Source organism: Flavobacterium poyangense (assembly GCF_011751075.1).
GTDB classification, from domain to species: domain Bacteria; phylum Bacteroidota; class Bacteroidia; order Flavobacteriales; family Flavobacteriaceae; genus Flavobacterium; species Flavobacterium poyangense.
Genome location: NZ_JAALLN010000007.1, coordinates 178,173 through 199,529, shown reverse-complemented (window position 1 = coordinate 199,529; position 21,357 = coordinate 178,173). Strand labels below are relative to the sequence as shown.

Annotated in this window: 11 protein-coding genes; 7 read left to right on the top strand and 4 right to left on the bottom strand. The window is 38.2% G+C overall.

The window, feature by feature from the left end; genetic code table 11:
* Positions 1–15: 15 nt before the first annotated feature.
* The 3 genes from G3A47_RS13580 to G3A47_RS13570 all read right to left on the bottom strand — a co-directional run bounded on the left by G3A47_RS13580 (position 16) and on the right by G3A47_RS13570 (position 3,307).
* Positions 16–825: a PhzF family phenazine biosynthesis protein gene (locus tag G3A47_RS13580; RefSeq protein WP_166923170.1), complete on the bottom strand. Its 810-nt coding sequence runs from the start codon at positions 823–825 to the stop codon at positions 16–18.
* Between the two features lie 47 nt (positions 826–872).
* Positions 873–1,364: a hypothetical protein gene (locus G3A47_RS13575; protein ID WP_166923169.1), complete on the bottom strand. Its 492-nt coding sequence runs from the start codon at positions 1,362–1,364 to the stop codon at positions 873–875.
* A gap of 566 nt (positions 1,365–1,930) precedes the next feature.
* Positions 1,931–3,307, bottom strand: coding sequence for a phosphatidylinositol-specific phospholipase C domain-containing protein (locus G3A47_RS13570; RefSeq protein WP_166923167.1), 1,377 nt, complete (start codon positions 3,305–3,307; stop codon positions 1,931–1,933).
* 335 nt (positions 3,308–3,642) lie between these two features.
* On the opposite strand from G3A47_RS13570, the gene G3A47_RS13565 reads away from it, so the two are divergent.
* From G3A47_RS13565 to G3A47_RS13540, 6 genes are all read left to right on the top strand, one after another.
* A complete protein-coding gene (locus tag G3A47_RS13565; RefSeq protein ID WP_166923165.1) occupies positions 3,643–3,972 on the top strand; it encodes a hypothetical protein in 330 nt (109 codons plus the stop codon).
* Between the two features lie 170 nt (positions 3,973–4,142).
* Positions 4,143–4,514: a hypothetical protein gene (locus tag G3A47_RS13560; protein ID WP_166923163.1), complete on the top strand. Its 372-nt coding sequence runs from the start codon at positions 4,143–4,145 to the stop codon at positions 4,512–4,514.
* Between the two features lie 39 nt (positions 4,515–4,553).
* Positions 4,554–5,024 carry a hypothetical protein gene (locus G3A47_RS13555; RefSeq protein ID WP_166923162.1) on the top strand — a complete coding sequence of 157 codons (471 nt, stop codon included), beginning with the start codon at positions 4,554–4,556 and terminating at the stop codon, positions 5,022–5,024.
* 164 nt (positions 5,025–5,188) lie between these two features.
* Entirely contained in the window at positions 5,189–8,674 is a 3,486-nt protein-coding gene (locus G3A47_RS13550) for a hypothetical protein (RefSeq protein WP_166923161.1), read from the top strand.
* Positions 8,675–8,680: 6 nt separating this feature from the next.
* A complete protein-coding gene (locus G3A47_RS13545) occupies positions 8,681–10,213 on the top strand; it encodes a hypothetical protein (protein ID WP_166923160.1) in 1,533 nt (510 codons plus the stop codon).
* Positions 10,214–10,223: 10 nt separating this feature from the next.
* The gene (locus tag G3A47_RS13540) at positions 10,224–18,764 is read left to right on the top strand and encodes a hypothetical protein (RefSeq protein ID WP_166923159.1); all 8,541 of its coding nucleotides are present in this window, start codon (positions 10,224–10,226) and stop codon (positions 18,762–18,764) included.
* Between the two features lie 422 nt (positions 18,765–19,186).
* Here G3A47_RS13540 and G3A47_RS13535 read toward each other — a convergent pair whose 3' ends face one another.
* On the bottom strand, positions 19,187–20,026 hold the full coding sequence (locus tag G3A47_RS13535) for a hypothetical protein (RefSeq protein WP_166923158.1): 840 nt from the start codon (positions 20,024–20,026) through the stop codon (positions 19,187–19,189).
* 478 nt (positions 20,027–20,504) lie between these two features.
* Between G3A47_RS13535 and G3A47_RS13530 the strand changes: the two genes are divergently transcribed.
* Positions 20,505–21,314: a phosphatase PAP2 family protein gene (locus G3A47_RS13530; protein ID WP_243860458.1), complete on the top strand. Its 810-nt coding sequence runs from the start codon at positions 20,505–20,507 to the stop codon at positions 21,312–21,314.
* Positions 21,315–21,357: the final 43 nt, after the last annotated feature.

The window sequence follows — 21,357 nt, the reverse complement described above, 5'->3', positions numbered from 1 at the left end:
ATCTAAAGCTTTTCTTTAATCTACATGTATTCTTCCTTCAATTATAATTTTAGCATTACTTACCACTTCAAGTTCTGTGTCGCTGATAATTTTTAGTTGCATAAACCCTCCTCTTTCTGAAGTTTGATAGGCCCGCATTTCGGTTTTTCCTAAAATTTGTCCCCAATATTTTGCCAAAACGGAGTGTGACGCGCCTGTTACAGGATCTTCATTGATCCCAATCCAGGGGCAAAAACATCTGGAATAAAAATCATAGTCCGTATCTTCTGATTTTGCCGTTACAACAACTTCTTTAATGACGTCAGAAGATGGAATTGCTTTTACAAAATCAGGTTTAATATTCAATAAGGTTGTTTTGTCTGAAATTTCAATGAGTAGCATATCCAATTCCTTTGCAAATTTTGTTACAATCGGGTTATCAATACCAAATGCCTCGTAAAGTTCTTTGTTTGGTACATATTCTATCGCATTGTATAAAGGAAATTTCATTTTAATACTATCTCCCTCGCTAGCGGCATGTACTTTTAGATTGTGAAATGTCGTAAAATTTACAAATGGCTTGTTTAAATGGTGCAAAACAAGCTTTGCGGCTGCCAATGTAGCGTGTCCACAAAAATCGATTTCAACCGTAGGGGTAAAATATTGTATCGAATAATCGGTATCACCACTTTCGGATTGTCTTAAAAAAGCAGTTTCTGATAAATTGAGTTCACCGGCAATCGCTTGCATCGTTTCTCTGTTAATTTCGCTTTCTACCAGACAAACTCCTGCCGGATTTCCTTTAAATGCCTTGTCAGTAAAGGCATCAATTATAAATACTTTCATTAACTATTTTATTTTTTTGCTTTGTGATTTATCCTAAGTCTGTGTCATTATGGTAGTCCCAAATATTCTTTATACTCAATCTTGTCGTTACTGTTTTTATAAAAAATGTAATGATTGTCTCCTCCCTGATAACTCATATCTATTTTTAAGGTGTCATTCAAAATCCACTTGTAAGTAACAACTGCGGCTTCAGTTTTCCATTCGAAATCTTCCTCAGGCATTTTTTTAACTAAGTCTCTTCTTAAATAAGAAGGTGCTTCTTTGTAAAAAATGTCATAAGCAAGAGCAAATGTACTTTCATCACATTCACATATTTTGTTTAAAGGATCGTCGTATATCGATTTACCACTATCATTTGCTTTACACCTAAAAAGAATACCTTCCGGTTCTTCTTCATCTTCTTCCGGAGTTGCAATTTCCTTTTTTGCTTCAGCAACTTTTTCAGGAGCTTTATTTGACAATATCGTTTTGTTTACAGGTTCTTGCTTGCATGATATTAAAACTACAGCCAGAAAAGTGTAAATTTTTAATTGTTTCATTTTTTATTGAATTATTAATAGGAGTATTCAAAAACATATTAGTGCTAACTTCTACTCCTCTTCATTGGAATAAAAATCTGATTCTTTACCGCTAATGTACATTCTTTCTCTGCTTTAATCCAATAATGATAGTCATAAATTTCAATTATTTCTACTTTATTTATTGAAAGGAATAATTGAGAATGAATGAGCTTGATGATGATTATTCGACAGTTTGACTAAAGCCAATTTACAATGCATAAATTAGTTTCTCCAACTAAAGTTGGAGGCAATTGATAGTGTGTTGTTGAGAGAAAAAGATATAAGTTAAAACAATGCAATCTTTTAGGCATATTGATTCTATTACTTTTTTTAAATTATCAGACAGATCAAATAAAAAGAAACTCAAAGAAGAATCATACTTTGCCGTTATTTTGAGAGAATCATAGGTTATTAGAAGAAAACCATTATTCAAATAAAAGATGAAAATAATTTTTAATTTCCCCCAACTTTAGTTGGAGGAAAAAATCAATTCTAAACAATGGTTTTAGCCTAAATTCTGCAATAGAATCTTATGTTTTAAAAAGTTAGCTCACCCGAATTACCCCCCACTCTTGCAGCCATTGTGTGTTGGACTGGCCAAGAAGAATAACTGCTGATCCGTTAACTACATCATCAGGATACAGAGCCAATGCTCTATTAAGTTGTGCATGTTTCGGAATTATGATATAATAAGGATTACCCTCCGATTTAAGGAATTTCCATCTCTGATTGTCTCCTCCGTTTTTCTCCTGCAGTATAATCGCAGCACCTGATTCGCGACTGATATTACTGACATCCAAAACAGAATTTGCAGTATTCTCTGCTTTCAAATAAAAGAATCCGTCCCCTTCACCGGTATCGATCAGCCTCCAATGTTGATTGGGCTGATCGTTAGAGTCCTGAACTATGATTGGGGTACCATTTGCTCTTACGTTTCCTTTTACGTCAACGCATTTATTGAGGCTTAATCTTGGCCGAAGTTCAATTACATTTCCGTGTCTGGGATAATCTCTCGAAATAAAATCAAAAGGATTACAGGAAATAAGTCTGTTAATTAAACCATTTTGAGGTATATTATTCGGAAAATCCATTGGGATGATTCCAAATCTTGATTTTGGTTTGTCCCACAAATATCTCGTAATAAGCGGATTTACAATATTTGCTATTCCTTTTGGTCCGTATTCGGGGTAAAATATATTTCCACTGGTACCACTTGAAAAATTAATGTAAATGGTATTCGATCCGGCTGCTGCCAGTTCCATAGTCTGCTTAACAAAAGTATTGAACTTGCTTTGAATATTTCCTTTCCAATTATCAAATCGATCTTGTACGTAATATTCAATATTGTTGTTTCTAAATCGTTTCACACCATCTTTGGGCCAGTTATCACAAACATTCAGGCCAATTGCTGCATTTTTTCCAAGTGCAAATCGACGGATTAAAACAATTTTGCCCCGAACTTCTGATAGCTGTGGAATCGTAGTGCCGGTATAAAATAAATTGGGATATTTAGGGAGGTTATGTTCTGTTAAATCCTCATAAAACTGCTTAATTGTATTGTCAGAAGGCGTTTTTTCTTCAAGATTGACAGACATGAAAATTGTTTCACCGGAATTGCTTCTCAAAAAATCGCGACAATCTTTCATTACGGTATCGGTAAAACTCAAATTCATATCGGCTATACCGTGCCACACCCACAAACTTCCATCTTTTTTGCCTAGTTTTTTTGATTTTAACCGAATATCCAAAAAACGAATTCCGGCATTTAATTGCTCCGTAATGGTCATGGACTGACATTTGGTTAAAAAACTCGTGTTAAATGCAGGGTAAGTTCCGCTGTCATGAGTTCCGGGAACAGTAAGATCAGTAAGTTTTTTATCATCCGGAATATATCTCATCCAATTTTTGTTAAAATCTGTCATGTAGCGTAGGTTTTAAAGGAAACTTAATTCTGTTTTCGGAAAAGTAAAATTAGGGCAATTAGTTTATACGGATATCCGTATTTCTACTTGTATTTGCCCCGTTGAAATCAAAAAACGGCTAAATATCAAAAGCAATAACTTTTTGAAACAAATAAGATATTACTGTGTAATTCTATGCAATTTACTCAAAAACAAGTATTTATACTCGATATCAAATTTCCGAATTTTCATAATATTGTATGACAACTAAAACAGTGGAGTCAGAACCCACTTAAAAAAACGAGGCGGATTCCGAAAAGCTTTATGAGTAGGAAAAACAAACAAGCAAACAAATTATGGCAACTTATCCTTATTCTCAAGAGGCGCTGTTAGTAAACAGCATCAAAGCAACCACTGTAGTTTCGATCGTATCAGGAATGCAGGTATCTGTTACTACTTTTACTTCATCTGCAGGAAATTTAGGCTCAATCACCCTTTCTCCTGTGCAGCCATCAGCTCAAAATGTTGAATTTAAAGCTGGGGCGCAAAAACTGCAAATTGACCTTATAAGCTTCAGAGCTCAATTCGGACTTGATAGCGGTCAGGTTACTTGTAGTGGCCGGGCAACTGATCAGGACGGTAAGAACGAGACAGCTTTTTCTAAACAAATTGCTACTTGGTCTTAATCAAAATATCAGGGTAATTTCCTGGGATAAAATACATTTAGAAAGTCCTAGATAAGCATATACAAATCAAAAATATAAATGACCTATTGAAAGTACAATTTATAAGTATGCCCCAATACTTCCTATCTCGACATTAGCCCAGGAAACTTCCTCAAATCACTCCTCAAATTATGGCAACCTATCCTTATACACAAGAAATGATGCTAAATAACAGCGTCAAAGCGACTACTGTCGTTTCTATAGTAGACCAAATGGAAGTATCCGTTACTACCTTTACCTCCTCATTTGGAGGTACAAACTCAGTTCCTGGTTCCTCTTTACAACCAACCGGAATTTTAGGTTCAGTTACGCTTTCTCCTGTACAATCAAAAGCTACAAACGTAGCATTTCAGGTAGGTTCGCAAAAATTAAATATAGAACTTATCTCTTTCAGAGCTCAATACGGATTAGATACCGGCCAAGTTAGTTGTAACGGGACTCTAACCGATCGAGACGGAAAAAGTGAAGTTCCTTTTGCTAAAGTAATTGCTGCTTGGTCTTAATTAAAAGACCCGAATTGTTTATTGGGGCAAATTATAGTTATGAAATCAGAGACAGCATTTAAAAATCTAATTTATCGCATCAATACGCTGTTTAAAGTGGTATTGATTTCCGGTTTTATGGCATTTCCTTTAGCGACATTCGCTCAGGATACTATCCCGATGCCTTATCAGGAAATACTCGCGCCTATTGTTAAGGCCGGAACCACCGGAGAACGTTATTTTGGAGATTTGGCAATACAATTTGCAATTGATTCAACAGGCACAGTTGTAGTCTGTACTTTATATTTAGCTACTGTTTTGGTAGGGGTACATTCTTTAACTGCTACAGATCCGATTTATCAATTTGATCTCAAATCAGGTGAAAGTACCGCTAACGGAACCCTAAGTATTTATCTGAACTTTTCACCGTCCATTTCGACCCTGAGAGCAGATATGACTTACACCGTAAAAGCAAACAACACCAGCTTTCCTTATAAAGGTGATTTAGTAGGCTGGTATGTTTATGAGTAGATTTTGCCCTTCGGCTTCGCTCAGGGTGACATGTGGGATTTGACCTTCGTCTATGCTCAGGGTGATATTTGGAATTTGCCCCTCGACTGCGCTCGGGGTGACATTAGGAATTTGTTTTTTTTTATTGGAATTTAAATTTTTACTAACCTTACCAAGCAGAGTTTATGGCAACCTTACAATTCACAAATACTTCGTCAGGCAACACTTCGTTGTATCTGGCAACAAAAGACACTAACTGGTGTGCCTATCTCTTGGCAAATGGTGTTACAGGGCCTGAGAGCGGTACGATTGGGCTGGATGAACTGTCCGGTTATAATGGTTACATTTTATTCTCATTAAATGCGCCCACTATTGACATTACAACATTTGTAAACAATGTGTATACCTTTCTTGGACCGTTGCAAACCTATCAGTCGGCATCGGTAGTTTGGTTTGCGAACCCTAATACGGCATTGACTCCAGACAATACTACCCAATTAATTTTAACGGGAGGAGCCAATGGTGTTTACTCTGTTCTAAGCGGGTTCAATTACAGTTTCGGCAATAATTATGCTACACTTTTTATAAGCAACAACAGTGTTATCCTGACTTTGGATACCACTAACAATAGCATGACCATAACAGGTCAGCAACAATCTAATAACTATTCTTTCAGACCTAATAATATAAGCTCTTCAAGTCAAATTATGAGTGGCATCGAAATACCACTAACAGGAATTGGACAGGGGCGCTTCAGGTTTACATTTGGCTTTGATGCCGCATCTGATTTTATCGGATTTAATGTAAGCAATCAATACAGTTTTAACAACAATGCCGATAATGGCGTTTTGACAAGAGTTAGTTATTCTCTTATAGAACCGGGAAATTTAAACGACCTGGTTATCATGCAGGCCAGTATTTATCCTTGTGATTTATTAAACAAAGCAGGCGTTAATACCTATTTTGCCTTTCTAGGACTAACCTATAATACCTTTACTCAGCTAAACAGGATTTCGACACTTAATTCCTATTATCTGACCAACTTTGGTTACCCGTTAATTTTGGTTCCTTATTTTAATTTCACGAACCAAGATACCTCACTAAACTATCCGACAGAAAACAGCTCGATGTTAGTTTTTAGTGAACAAACTCCAGACGATCTAAATGCGATTTGGTATATGGTCCCGCAAGGAGCATTATCACTTACGCTTGACATATCTTATCAAAAAAATCTTGACCTCAATAATCAGGTACAATTAATGTGTGGACTGGGTTCAACAGAAACCATCAGTTTTACACCTCAGTTTATTGATATCAATAATGTCATCACCGGTACCGGAGACTGGCTTTACTACGAAACCAATCAAAATGCCTTTGCACCTCAGTTTCCAATTCAGACTACTCAAAATGTGGTGGGCAGTAATACTACTCAGGAATGGTTGGCAAACAGTTACATCACAGCATGGAATGGTGTTGTACTGGCCAATACCGATCAAACTCCTGTTGTTTATCATGCACAACCACAGGGATCTCCTCTATTCGCTCCGGACAAGGATTCAGAATCTCCTTTGTTCAGTCACCTTACAACAGGATCCGGTGTATTGTCGGCTGCAAAAGAGACCGTATTCTTTCCTTTGGTCCCTTATGGTCTGGCAACTGCAACTCCGTCCGGGAAAGTTGATTTTTCATTGTTTGAAAAACAAATTCTTAACCCTACAAGAAAAGCTATTATTGCCAATGTAATGAGTACCCAAAGTATTTCTGCTGCGACTCCCAAATTACTTACTGCCAGGGCGACTGCAGACGGAATTTCCTCCACTAGCCCGCAAGGATTTTATGTAAACGTAAACCCGGCAGATGGAAAATGGAATACCCTGCAATTGGCCAGCAATCAATTTTTGACAGCAGACGGTACCTTATCTAAAGTATTCAATTTACAATTTACTCCGCCAAGTTCCGTATTGCAAACGGCCTTACAGTCCAATCAGTTGTTTCTTGTTATATCTTATAATGAAAAACTGAATGACGGGTCGTATGTTTTGGATAATTTCAGTAATGAAATGGAAATTACCGAATGGCCTTTTATATTGAATGTGCCAAAAGAACCAACCAACGGCAAGTATAAAAATGTCCTTATATTTAAATTCTGCACCGGAAAACTAACCGACAAAGTCCAGAATATTCAGGGTTGGAATTCCCCGGATACCTTTAACGATACCAGCAGCAATGGGCTTCCGAACCTCAGTATGTGGTTACAGCAATACATACAAAGCGGTATAGACAAATACACCATTCAACACGATAATGACTATCTCAATTTTTACAATATTGCCACAAACCCTAATTGGCAAGGTGTAATCGCGCTTGGTGTTGATATCAGCGTGCAGGATTTTCCTAAAGAATTACAGGGATTGTTGGCAGGTATTGATTTGGATAATTTTTATGCGCATCATTTTGGAATTGATATCAGTATTGTCAACAATGATAAAGGTACGGTAGCTATGAAACCGACCAGTTCTATGTTTGCACTTATAGATTACGAAGATCCTACTTTTGAAGGTATGGGTTCAGATCCGATTGAGTACAAAAACTCGGCACCGATTAATGGTTCGGTAGACTATGATTTTGTCGTACTACAGTTAAAAATCGTATTTACAAACAGCAAAATATACAATTATAACAGTTATCTGGCATTGACCGTCAATAAACTTTTCGGAGAAAAAATAGACCTGTCCAATCGCGCCAATCTCATTATACTCACCGGTACGTATGAGAACAGCAATGGTGTACCTTCTTACGCATTTACCAATACATCCGATAATGTACTAAATCCTGTAAATACCAACATCATTACCGATGTAGAAATTATAAAAACGGCATTTGTTACGGTAGTGTCTCAAAATGACCTGACCAGTAATACGGTCAATTCTAAGTTTTCTTTCTGGGGTTTTATCAATTATAACGACCTCGAAGGATTTGATCTGTTTTCATTTGGAACAGAACCTGAAGCTACTACAAATAACTTCAGAGGCCTATCCTACTCCAACATGTACGTAGATCTTACTTTTCAGTTAGAAACGCCTACTACCAAAACATTTGTATTTGATATTAGTCAGATGTCATTTGATGTGGGGCAAAGTACGCCGAGAAAAGACAGTTTGTATTCTCATTTCCCACTGCAATTATCCGGTATTACCAATGGGGATGCGACCAACAGTCCAACTTCTCAAGGATATCTGAATGTAGCCATCCCTTCTTTACAACAACAGCAAAGTGTAAGCGGTCAATGGTATGCTTTGGTATTCAATCTCAATATGGGAACACTGGGGTCTTTAGCCAGTTCAGCAGGGTTTACTTCTACTTTCATGATGGCCTGGTGCGTGGGTGCCAATGGTGCATGGGCTGGAGTAAAATTACCGGGTGTGAATCCGCAGGCACCTTCTTTTAGCTTACAAGGCGTATTAAAATTAAATATCGGTTCCATCCTGTTGCAAAAAGCAACAGGCACCGAAGAAGTTGCTTATCTGATGAAAATAAACAATATCGCACTGGAACTGTTCAGTTTATCTTTTCCTCCCGGAGGGAACATTTGTTTTATGCTATTTGGCAACCCGGCCGCCAATGCAAAACCTGAGAGTTTGGGCTGGTACGGATCATACGTAAAAAGTTAAATTAATATGATACTAAATCTTAATCAACTGATAAAATCCGTCGGAGAAGAAAATGAACAACGTTTTCCTATAGCGAAAGAGGCGGTGCAGGTCTATCTGAAAACATTAAAAACTGTAAAAATTTTTATTGCTACCAGTAGAAACTTCGGGCATCAATCCTCATCAATTAATATATTGTTTAACATGATAAGATTAGGTTGTAATGCTAATTTTATCATAGTTTATCAAGATCAGGATGCGCTTAACAAACTTAAGGTACTTTTGCCAATTGACCCGGCTAACCCGCAACCGCTTACTTTTCGTAATTCAACTGATACAGGAGATATACTCGTGACTTTTCTTGCTTTTACCAGGCCGCAGGCAGAATGTGATTTGGCTTTAACAGGGGGATACGATAATGATGTTGTAGCATTATCCGGACTAAATGCAAAATATATAATAGAGTTGCAACCTTATGATTGGAAGTTGGGGCAAAATGCCATTTATAATAGCTCTACTCGAGAGACTATAAATTTAGATACAGAAATTACTGATTTTAACAAACAAGCCTTCTATATTGAGAATCCAATCAGAAATGATGCCTTCTGGGCGCAATTCCCGGCAGCACTGCCTTCATGGACTACCACTGTAAATCTAACGACAACCCTGTTGGATTTATACGGAGCGGACAAGAATTTTTTATTAGCCCCGCTTTACGGAATCAATACAGGATCAATAGACCCCATACTTGCCCTTTTTAATATGTGTTGTGGTATATCTTATCAACAAAGCGGAGGAGATTCCAGAAAAGCTGTAATTGTAAGCTTCTCACCTTACAGTCAGCCCGGACAGGACAACAATGTTAATTTAGTTATTTTAAAAAATCTGATTGATACCGGTAAATATACCGGCAAAGGAGGTTTTTATGATGCAGCAGCCTTTTGTACAAACTATCTTGAATCTTCACAGCTATCGACAAGAGTACAGTATTACAGTGGTACAAATTCACAAGAGTTGAGTGACTTAATAAACGGTTTAAAAGACAAACAGATATTGGTTGTTCAAATTGGCCCGGTACCGGCTCCGATATTCAATTATACGTACTATATGGCGAATTTGCCTTTTGTTTTCGAAGGACAAAACACGGCTACACTGGCCATGAACTTTGGCAGGCCCTACCTCCAATTAGCACCACCGGGTTCCTACTCTAATAAGGTGCTGTTTCCAAATTTGCCTACCGGAAATGGTCCCGGTAATAATTTAAATGGACAGATTGCTACTATGATATCTTCTAAATTAAGTACGTTTCCTTCTCGTTGGACAATCGATACAAAAACTAAACTTACAGCACAGGATAGTTTACTTGCCAGGCCCCAAAGAATCGTTCAATTAAGCCCTGCTTATGTTCTTGGCAAATACGCCTATGACACTTTAGTACCAAAACCTGACAATAAACAGACTCAGTACTTTAACAAAATTGGAACTTATTTCCATGATGAAATGTATGACAAACTGTTAGATGCCTTAATATACCTGAACAGCAAAATTATTAACCCTTAAAATCAGACCAATGATACTTGATGAACTATATACAGAGCTGGTAAATGCCAATTCATCTGGACACCTTAATTTGGTACCGGGAGTGCTTTCTAGTGGTCCTATTGCTGATTTTTATTTAAAACTTACTTTCAAGGAACCTTTCGTAATCAATAACGGCACCGTCGAAAAGTCTGTTGACGGAAAAACCGTTTCTATTAAAAATGGAACTGCCTCAATTTTGGGTATTGTAGATTTCCCAGTTGAAATGGACTTTACGGAACCTGATACTACTTTGGTTTCTGAATTAAATGGATTACTGATAGATGGAACCTGGAACATCGCAGGAGTTAGTTGGTTCTCAGTTGGTAAACCATTTATACTGGTAAATGCTGCTGATGATCAAACACCGGTAACGGGAAGTATGGGAGGTGAAATTAACATTGGAGTTCCGGTAAAGCTGTCAATGGATTTACCTATAACATTGAACGAATGGGTACTGAACGCAGATTTTGAAACTCCATATCCGGGTATTTCCTATTTCTCTCAGCTAATTGGAGGTGTTACCATTTCTAATGTGTTGCCGGCTCCATTAAATGCCTTTACAGATATTGGAGTCAGTCAAATAAGCATGATTTACGATGCAGATGACAGTATTATTTCTTCTATTGGAGTAACTGCACAAACAAACGAACCTTGGTTGTTATTAAGTAATTTAACTTTAAATAATCTTGAAATTGGGCTTACCGTTTCTTATCCCGGAGATTCGGATCTGCGTGACACCAATGTGAAGGTAACCGGTTATTTTAATATAGGTGACAAGGATCCTATAACAAACCAGTATCCCAATACCCTTGCGGCATCAGCTTATTATGCTCCTTTCTCAATGGGGGTAGAATTAATAGAAGGAACCATTCAATTAGGGGACTTACTAACTATGTTTCTTCCGACTGTACAAATAGATTTAAAATCTGAAATTGATACTTTCGTAATGAATATAGAGCCAACCTCAAAAGAATATGCATTAAGTTGTAATATTATTGCAGATTGGACCTTTTTTACGATACAAAGCCCTGACCTGAGCTTTACTATGACCAGTTTAGGTTTTGAAATAAGCAGCATGCAGGGAACTGCAACCGGTCAGATAAACGGAACTTTTCATATCGGCCCTTCAACACCTGATAGCGGGGTTGATCTTGCTATATATGCCGGTTACGCTGACGAGGCCTGGACCTTTGGAGCCAGTACCGGAATGGATCAGGTTATTTCGCTTAGTGATATAGCCGTTACTTTCTTACAGGCCTTTGGTATGGGGTATGATACCATTCCGGGCTGGGTAAAAGACAATTTGCCAAGTATCAGTAATGTGAGTTTTACCGATATTTTACCAGATGACAAGGCCAAATCCTCTATCTATAATGTAAAAGGTGATGTTTCCTGGCATCTGCAATACAGCTCTTTTGATTTAAAACTGAATGCTAATGTAGACATTACGTACACCGATAACAAAACATCCGGAACCATTACAGGAACAGCCGATGCAAGGCAAATGCTTGGACTGACTTTTATTGTAGGGTATAAATTTGGCACAGCAGATACAGAAGTGTATTTAAAAATACCGGAGTTTGCCAGTACGATTACCTATACCAGTGGCGCACAAAATGATATAATCGACATTAAATTTGACAAAATCTCATTGGGAGAAATTATCAGTACCTTGGTTGGAACCTTTAGCCCGGGCTTCAGTTTGTCAGCACCATGGAATTTATTAAACAGTATTGACCTATCCGGATTCGAATTTAAATACACCCGATACAAAGATTCAGCTAAAAGCGTCATTGAGGCCAGTATTCCGATAAAAGTAGATTTAGGTTTTATCAATATAAAAGCGATCAAAATCACCAAAGACGAAACCATCGAAGGCAGTGGAGTTTATATGTACTTTGACGGTACTTTCTTAGGATTGCCGATCGAAAGTGATTCGCCTTTACAGAAAGACGGTAAAGGTAGTGACGCTACCAAAATGCCGGCAGTACCGGGTATGGGTAGTGAGTTTTTCGATTTGAAATTACTCGCTATGGGGCAACATGTCACGATGTACGATGTTCCAAGTCTGGATTCCGTTGATGCGGCCATTACAGCACTGGGAGCGGCATTTACCACAACGTCTGATGAGAGTTCGACCACGATACCGGTTCCGGCAGCAAGTACCAAACCGGGAACATTGATATTTGACCAGAACAGCAATTGGCTCATAGGAGCCGATTTTACGGTTGCCAAATTTTATCGTATTGCGGCAGTATTTAATGATCCCAACATGTATGGTTTACTGGTTGGGGTAAGTAAGGACGCAGGAGCATTTAAAAATCTTCAGTTTGAAATTCTTTATAAAAAAATAAACGACTCCATCGGAATGTACCAAATTGATTTGCAATTGCCCGATCAGTTCAGACATCTTGAATTTGGAGAAGTCTCAATAACACTTCCTATAATTGGTGTAAAAGTATATACCAATGGTAATTTTTATCTGGACTTTGGTTTCCCGGCCAGTATAACCGATTTCTCGCGTTCTTTCTCTGTACAGGTATTCCCTTTTGTAGGATTCGGTGGCTTTTATTTCGGTTATCTTAGCGGAGCAACATCCAGCAACGTCCCTACCACCACTTGTGGAATATTTAATCCTGTTATTGAATTCGGTCTCGGACTTTCTCTGGGAGTTGGTAAAACAGTAGATCAAGGTATAATGAAAGCGGGGCTTTCGCTTACCGCAGTGGGAATATTTCAGGGTGTTTTAGGCTTTTTTACTGCCAATACTACTTTAGATACTCATGATGAGACCTATTACAAAATTCAGGGAACTTTTGGTTTGACGGGACATATTTATGGTGAAATAAATTTTGCCATTATATCTGCCAGACTTGATATTATGGCTTATGCTTATATTACGATGATAATCGAAAGTTACAAACCAATACCTATTACTTTTGAAGCAGGTGTTTCTGTAAAACTTACCGTTAAAATTAACTTAGGGTTATTTTCTATTAAAGTATCCTTACACTTTAGTGCCACCATCACTGCCTCATTTGTCATTGGTAGCGATACCTCATACAAAGCTCCATGGAATCTTTGTCCGGTAAAAGGAGTGAACGCTATAGCTGCATTTGAAACAAATAGCGTAAATGCAAGACTATTAAGCCTTACTTCAACTCCAATTGTTCTGAAATGGCAACCTATTCAGCCTGTTACAAAAGTACCATTAGATTTATTGTTTTTCCCACAACTTACGGTGTCGGGTGATACAGGATCGGCAGGTCCTCAATATGCTTCAATGTTGTATATCAATACTGATGATGCCAATAATAGTCTTTCTTCCTTAACAGAAGGGGTCTTGTATTGGGCCATTAATGCACTAATTGGAAATACCAGTGAAAATACAGGTTTAGATTGGCTAAAAGCACAAGAGATCACAGCAGATCAGATTGCTATTCTGCTTTGTTATTTTAATACAAGACCAAATAATGTTGCTCCGTTTAATTACATCAATGCCGCACACGATGATATACAAACTTTTTTCAGTACTTACTTCCAGTTAAACATCCGTGCAGTTGATGCCACACAAAGCGGAAGTATGGATGCAGCAGTTTTCCCTGTGGTACCGGAACTAATTCTGAATACCAACCTGAACGGTAACGCAGGTACCCCTGTAAATTTTGCTACGCAGAGCATGACGGGCACTCAAAATTATATCAGTGATATCACAGTACTTCTTGCCTCGGCCGGAGTAGATTATCAATCCGGTATTACAGCAGAATATTATGATTCTACCGATTGCAGTAATGTAACTGATCCAACCTATGAAGAGCAGCATAATCTCTCTTTTCCAACCTTTATTTTTACCGATTTTGTTGCTTTATTGGCGAAGCAAGCACTTCAGGCAGCCTCAGATTATCTAACTACACAAGAAACTCTTCAAGGCAAAGTAAGTGATGTTGTCAGCGCAGCGGTAGCAAATAGTGTACAAGGCATTGGTGGTATGGCATCCCGTTTTATGCTTCATGGTTTGCGATTGCCACAACCACCTGATGCTGCAAAAGGAATAACGCAACCGTTATATGTATTAACAGGACAGCAGATTGCAATTCCATCAACGCTAAAAGCAGGTGATCAGTATTCTATTTTATTGCAAAATCCAAATGTGGCCTGGATTACTATGGTATTAGGAACTAATAACACCCTTACCATCACTATTGATGACAGTGAGATTCAGCACATACACGATGTAGCTACTATCACGCTATCACCAACCCTTACTTACGGTCCGACTGCACTTATTAACTATAATGATACGCCACAAACATTCTCACTGGGGGCTCCTGCCCTATGGCAATATCCGGGTGATTATTACAGTGGCGTAGACAATGAACCGGTGTTGTGGAAATTACCTTCAAATCTGACCACTATCTTTGCAGATGGAAAAGACTGGCTTTTTGATGTCAAAACATTGACTACGACCAGTACAGGAACTACCAAAGCAAAAGTGAACAATTATACCTGGGGTACTGTAGTTAATTTCTCCTTACAGAAAATAACCGCAGTAGACGGACAAATAACCCCGCTATCAAATAATATGTACAATTTGGTGGGTGCAGATGATGCAGGAACTGTTTATTTGCAAGAATTGCTGACTTACTTAAACACACATGCTGATACAGATGGAACCAAAACCATACAACAAATCCAGATATTGTATCAACCGGATCCAACAACAGATTCAAGCGGAGGTTATGTTTCTGACGCTAACGGCGACTTTAAAACAGCCATCGTGCAAGCCAATTTGTCTACAGAAACCAATCCGGCGCAAGCCTTTTTCGCAGCGGCCTTTATAGAAACTCCTGAAAGAGCTTACAATACGCTGAACACAGCCGGAGACTTTATCAAACTGTTATGGGAATGCAGTATTGTTCGCAGTGGTGGTTTTTACTTCTACTACAACAACAGCGAAAATAAAGGACTGCCAGATACCCTGTTTGCAGGCAACGGAGTGGCGAATCTGGCATTGGTAGTTACTTATGATGATCTAATTTTAAGTCCATTTGTAAACAGCGTTGTTATAGGAGATGCTATTGATACCTCAAATACATCTGTTTATGTTCAGTCTCCTGATACAGCTCCTACAGAACAACAATACACCACCCGTGTAGCTACTTTACTGCCCGGAACGGTGGGTTATGAAGTTACCCGAAAAAATCCGGGAGATTATGTGCCAACACAACCCGTACCGACTCTGGCGGAAGACAAAGTTTATCTCGAAACGCAATTCAATCTTATCGGATTAGCTGTTCCGGCCATACCGGCTTATATTAATCCAACCCCTGCCGGACCTGTAGATTCAATGGATGACGAAGCAATTGCGAATACCAAAAGCGGAAACCCTTCTGCCAATGATGATGTTGAAGACTGGAATTACAACGCTGTTGTGCCTTACTATAAATACGTACAGCCTAAAGGCACAGATCCTGAATACCCAAATCCTTATGCCGGAATAGGTACAACCGTACAAATGGTGTTGAATTGGCAGGATATGTTTGGAAATGTTCCGCCCAATGGTACAAATCCATTAAGCGCATCGATGCAGTTATTATATGCTGATGCCATTATTGCACTAAGCCAATGGCCATCGGTATCGGTATCGTACTTATTCAGTCCGCTTAACAGCAAGCCGAATATTTATCTGAACTTTAGTTTCAATACAGTTCGTTACGTAGGTGAAGGAGCGCAGAATAATGCGCAGATCGATATGATTACCTATATGAATATCTTCTATCAGCTTAGTAGTAACGATATGGTAATTCATTACACCACAACAGTAGAGGATCAGGCCAATGCACAAGGAGTGGTTACTTCAACAGATCATACGATTACGACCACTGATTTATTGAATAACTTTATCAATCCTATTATAGTTTACTTAAAAGCAATCATTGCCGGACAACAACCTGCTGCCGTGCAAACATATACTATTAATGCAGAAGTAACAACTGCCAATATCACTACATTACCTGAAATTTCATTGGTTTCAACAAGTATAACCATGAAACGTATTGCTAATTTGGATCCTCATTTCATTGATGTTGCGGGAGTAGCTTTATCCAATACGATTATACAGCCTTTAGCGGACAATGGTGTAAATGGCATGCTCGCGCTTTCTTATTTTGCAGAGCAATTTGAAGCCGCATTTATCAACCAGCCAAATGCAGGTATTGTACTTAAAGCCGCAACAGGAGCCAATTTGACCAAAGGAAACAGTGATACAACCGCAAATGCTCCGCTTTGGATGGTGCGCTTTGACAGTACCGGTGTCAATGGTCTTAAATTTGGATTTAACAGAGAGCAAGTTTATTATTTTGCTCCTATTCCTCTGGCAACTAGCCTACAGTCCTTCTCTGCTAAGATAAATACCTACCAACAAGGTAAAGCATATCCTGCTGATAGTGGTGTTACTAAAAATTATACCAGTATTGATATGGACAGCTGGGGGCTACAGTTCTTACAGGCGGTTGATAAATTCCTAAGCCCAACCTATGCTGTACCAGCCTTTTTATTAACTGTAGAACAGGTGTTTGCCGAAGATCCCGATTATTTGCAATTAATATTGGATGCCAAACAAAAACTGGCAGATGCTATTGAAGGAACCATTGATTTTATAATTGAACCAAGTGCTGGAAAAGGCCCGTCAAATATTGGTAATGCACAGGATAAATGGAAACAACAGATCCTTATACAACTGGCGAATGCTTACCGTTATATTGCCTCTGTGCAAACCACAGCCAATATAAACTCATCGTATTCCGGTAGTGAATATGCAAATTCAAATAATGTACCTCCAAAAGCTCCATACGTTCCTACATTGTATGGAAAAATGTTGGGTCTTGATCCTACAGCTGATGGGTCTGAAACGATTCTGAAATCTACAGAGTATTCCTTGTCAACAGCTAAGGTTCCGACGGCCAATGGCGCTTCCTGGCTGACTTATATGTTTGAAGCCAAAGATGCAGCAGAAAGCCGTAGTTTCTCTTTTGGAGATATGGATTACAGTGTCAGCCATTTGGAATTTGATATTACACAAATACCGGATCTGGCAGACTATCTTGCCTCTTCCTGGTTGACATTTATTATTCCGCTTGATGGTGATATCGACCATAAAGACAGTCCTTTGGCGACAATGAGTGATGTAGGCCAGACCACTATACCGGTACCATTACGTGCCTACCCTACACCACCGTCGATATCTGCACAGAACTTTGATTATCCGATCAATGAATCCGGGCAATTGCAATCTATTACCATACAGCAAGCCCGCACATGGGAGTATTATTACACCTATCAAAACCCTTCTGCGGCGCAGGATACGATTGTAACCGAAATTCAGTTTAATGTTACCGATGAAAATCAGACCTTTTACGCCACTGCGAACAACTCGAATCTGCCGCTATATCAGGCGCTTGCACAGTTTATTGATGCTTATCCGCAAATTAGTGCCGATTTTGATAATTACCTTGCACTTCTTACGCCTACCACATTAAATGCCACTTCACCTTTGGCTATTAATGCCCGCTATGCAATGCTCGCCTTTATCGATATCGTAAATCAGGTGGCTGAACAATGGTCAGTAACCAATCAGGTCAATCCGAGAAAGCCTGTTTTATTCGCAAATGCCGCTCTTGCAGCGCCGGCACCACCATTTACACTGGCTTATACCATTACCGAAAGCGCGCAGGATCGAACCGATTATTTAATTGTAACTATTGATTTCAATAACCAACAATCTGCTAATGTTACTATTCATGTCGCTATTAATGGTTATACAAGTGAATTGGTCGAAGACAAAGAAAACGAATACCTTTATTACGTTCTGAACAACTCCGGCGATAAAGTTTATCTACAATATGATGATCGAAACAATGATCCGTCCAGAACTGTTAAGATTGATGGTCTTGATATCTTAAGTGCACAGAATGCCTGGAGCAGTGTGGCAGTAATCAGAAACGAGGAATTATTAGAAAATGAGGATGGAACATGGCAAACAACAAACCCATTGTTTATCTATCAGACACCACAAGTGATGTTCTACAACAAACTGATCCCGTTGTTGAATGCCGATAATGCAATAGATATTAATACTATCGGAACCGCTACCTATCCGGTAGCACCAACCCGTACGCTTAATGTTCAGCTTCTCGCCCTGTTTGATGCTTTGACAGAAAACATCAACGCTGCTATTACAGAATTCACCATAAAAATGCAATGTGATTATACTTATGTTATTCCAAATACAACTTTCCCTGTAGATGTGCCGGTACTGCTACTGACTCCTACTCCATTGACAGTAGCGGATCATGGAAAAAGTATTGCCGACATGCTAACAGAAGGAATAAACAGCTGGGAACAAAACAATAGTCCACAAACTAATGATGGAACATTCACTTTCATGTTAACCGCTTATTCGGTAACAGACAGCTACGTGCCAATATTGCAAATTCCATTTACATTATCCTTAACAGACATTACGCCATAATACACTGTTATTTACTTCGCTCCATAGTTAGGCATGAGGCGAACGAGATATTGTAATTTGAATTAAAACAAGAATCCCAAAGTCCATTTGGGATTCTTGTATTTTAGAGAAGATCTTGGAGTTAGAGTCAACAAATTGATTTGTTTGAATTAATTCAAGTAACTGGTTTAAAAAATGCAAACAGGAAAAGTAATAAATTTTGAATTTTTGACGAGGCTATATCAATTGCCTTCAGTTTTAACTGAATACAAATAATTAACTAATAGTAAGAGCTTTAGTTAATCTCTTTTAAAGGTTCGGCTTAAGCCTTTTGTGCCTTTCTTAATAAACTCCAGTTAAAACTGGAGGCAATTCAAACTAAATAAAATAATCAACTAATTACTTGAATGAATTAATGAAGAAAGAATTGCTACAAACTCCTATCAAACAGCTTCTTTAGTGTTCTGTAAACGACTGCTATCACAAGCGGCTCTCCATTGTCTTTCTTCCATAGCCATTAGCTCAATTTTAGACACTATTCGAGCCAGACATTCTTCTAATGGGATACTTCCGTCACGCCATTCTTTTATACTTGATCCTTTGCTTACTCGAAAAATAAATTCGCCTGTAGAAACTTCTCTGTAGGTATCATCACTTGCAACAGCTCGAATTCGCTTAAAAGCCTCTCTCAAATAAATATTAATTTCAATACCATCATTAAAAAAAACAAGATCCGAACCATATACTCCTTTCCCAACCTTGTGGCCTCTATATTCTAAAAGTTTTATTAGCGCATCCATGAATCTCAGAGCGCGTGGAATAGTATTTTTGGTGACATGCAAATTGAGGGTTTCCATATGCTTTTTCTGCAGCATTCCATCACCGCGCTCGTTCTCCAGATAGGCTTGCGTTTTTGCAATGATTTCAGTTGGAGCGCTCAAAGACTCAGGAACTACTACAGGAGCATTTTTGGCATTGCGTATTTCATTAATCAAGTCTATCAGTAGTGACGGTTTAGAACTATTTCGGACTTCAAACTCATAAATTCTTTTTAAAATTTCAATAGAATCGCTCCCGGTATAGTTTTCCGAGAGTTTTGGTCTGAGCTCTTTATTAAATCTGGCTTTGACCAAATATTTGCTATTAGGTATAGGAATCTGCATTCGTTCACAGGCACTTTTGATACCCATGCTCGAAACATCGTATTGTTTTGCTATCTGGCTCACCGGCATTGTCCAAACCAGATCATGCAATGCTATTCGTGTAAATGTAACTCTTTCCATAATTTAAAATAAATCCGCTCTAATGTCATTACGAACTAAATTTGTTTTTGTTCCTGTCGAAAAACTATAGTACTTGAATACAAATACCCTTCACTAAAAAAGTCTTCAACAGCATAACAAAAATCGATTCCAAATCTGAATTAATTCTGAATTACGGGGCTAATTCTATAAAAAAATATCAAACAAAGGCGGCAAAAAACCTTTTGAATATTGACAAAAATAGAAATGAGTACTTTCTGTCGAAATATTTTTGCTTTTAAGAAAAAATACAGATTTAATTCAAAATCGTGTAGGATCTTTGGTAGAAAATTGAACTCCATTATGAAAAGAATAACTATATTTATAATAGGTTTTTTCCTAGATATAGAACGATTAACAGGATCAGTTAAAATCAAAATAGAATTTTAAAGAATGTATTGGTTATTTATAAGTAACAATCTAAAAATCCAGTACAATAACAACTCTAAATCTCCTGCATATGCCTAAAGTGCTTCTTTTTCTATTGTTTGGTGCTATGGTAAACGCCCAAACCATTACTTCAGATTCTTTAAAAACAGTCGCTCCACTAGCAGTAACAGACACTATTAAACAGGAAACGCATTCCTTTGTAGTTGATACTTCGGTGGTGCCGTTTAAATTTAAATACAAACAACTTATTATTCCGGCTGTTCTAATTGGTTATGGATTCATAGGCCTAGAGAGCGATTGGCTAAAGGGATTTAACAGTGAAATAAAAGAAGAAATTACAGAAGATATTGACGAAAAAATATCGGTCGATGATTTCTCACAATACGCGCCTGCCGTATCTGTTTTTGCATTAAACGCATTGGGAATAAAAGGAAAAAATACCTTACGCGACCAATCTCTTATTATGGCAACTTCCTATATTATGATGTCGACTACTATATTGGGTTTAAAGAAAATTACCCATGTCGAACGTCCGGATGGCTCTTCTTTTAACTCGTTCCCATCCGGTCACACCGCTACTGCATTTGCAGAAGCAGAATTTCTTTGGCAGGAGTACAAAGACAAATCCATCTGGTACGGAATTACAGGTTACGCCGTAGCAGCCGGTACTGGAATTTTTAGAATTGTCAACAACAGACATTGGCTTACAGATGTTGCTGCCGGTGCCGGAATCGGTATTTTAAGCACCAAAGCTGCTTACTGGCTCTATCCTTATACCAAAAATTTGCTATTCCCTTCTTCAAACAAAAAAGTATCCTCTTTGATTTCTCCATTTTATAATGGACAAGCAATAGGATGTGCAGCAGTTGTTCAATTTTAGTCTGCGGTTCCCTAACATTCTACTCTTTAAACTAAAATTCAAA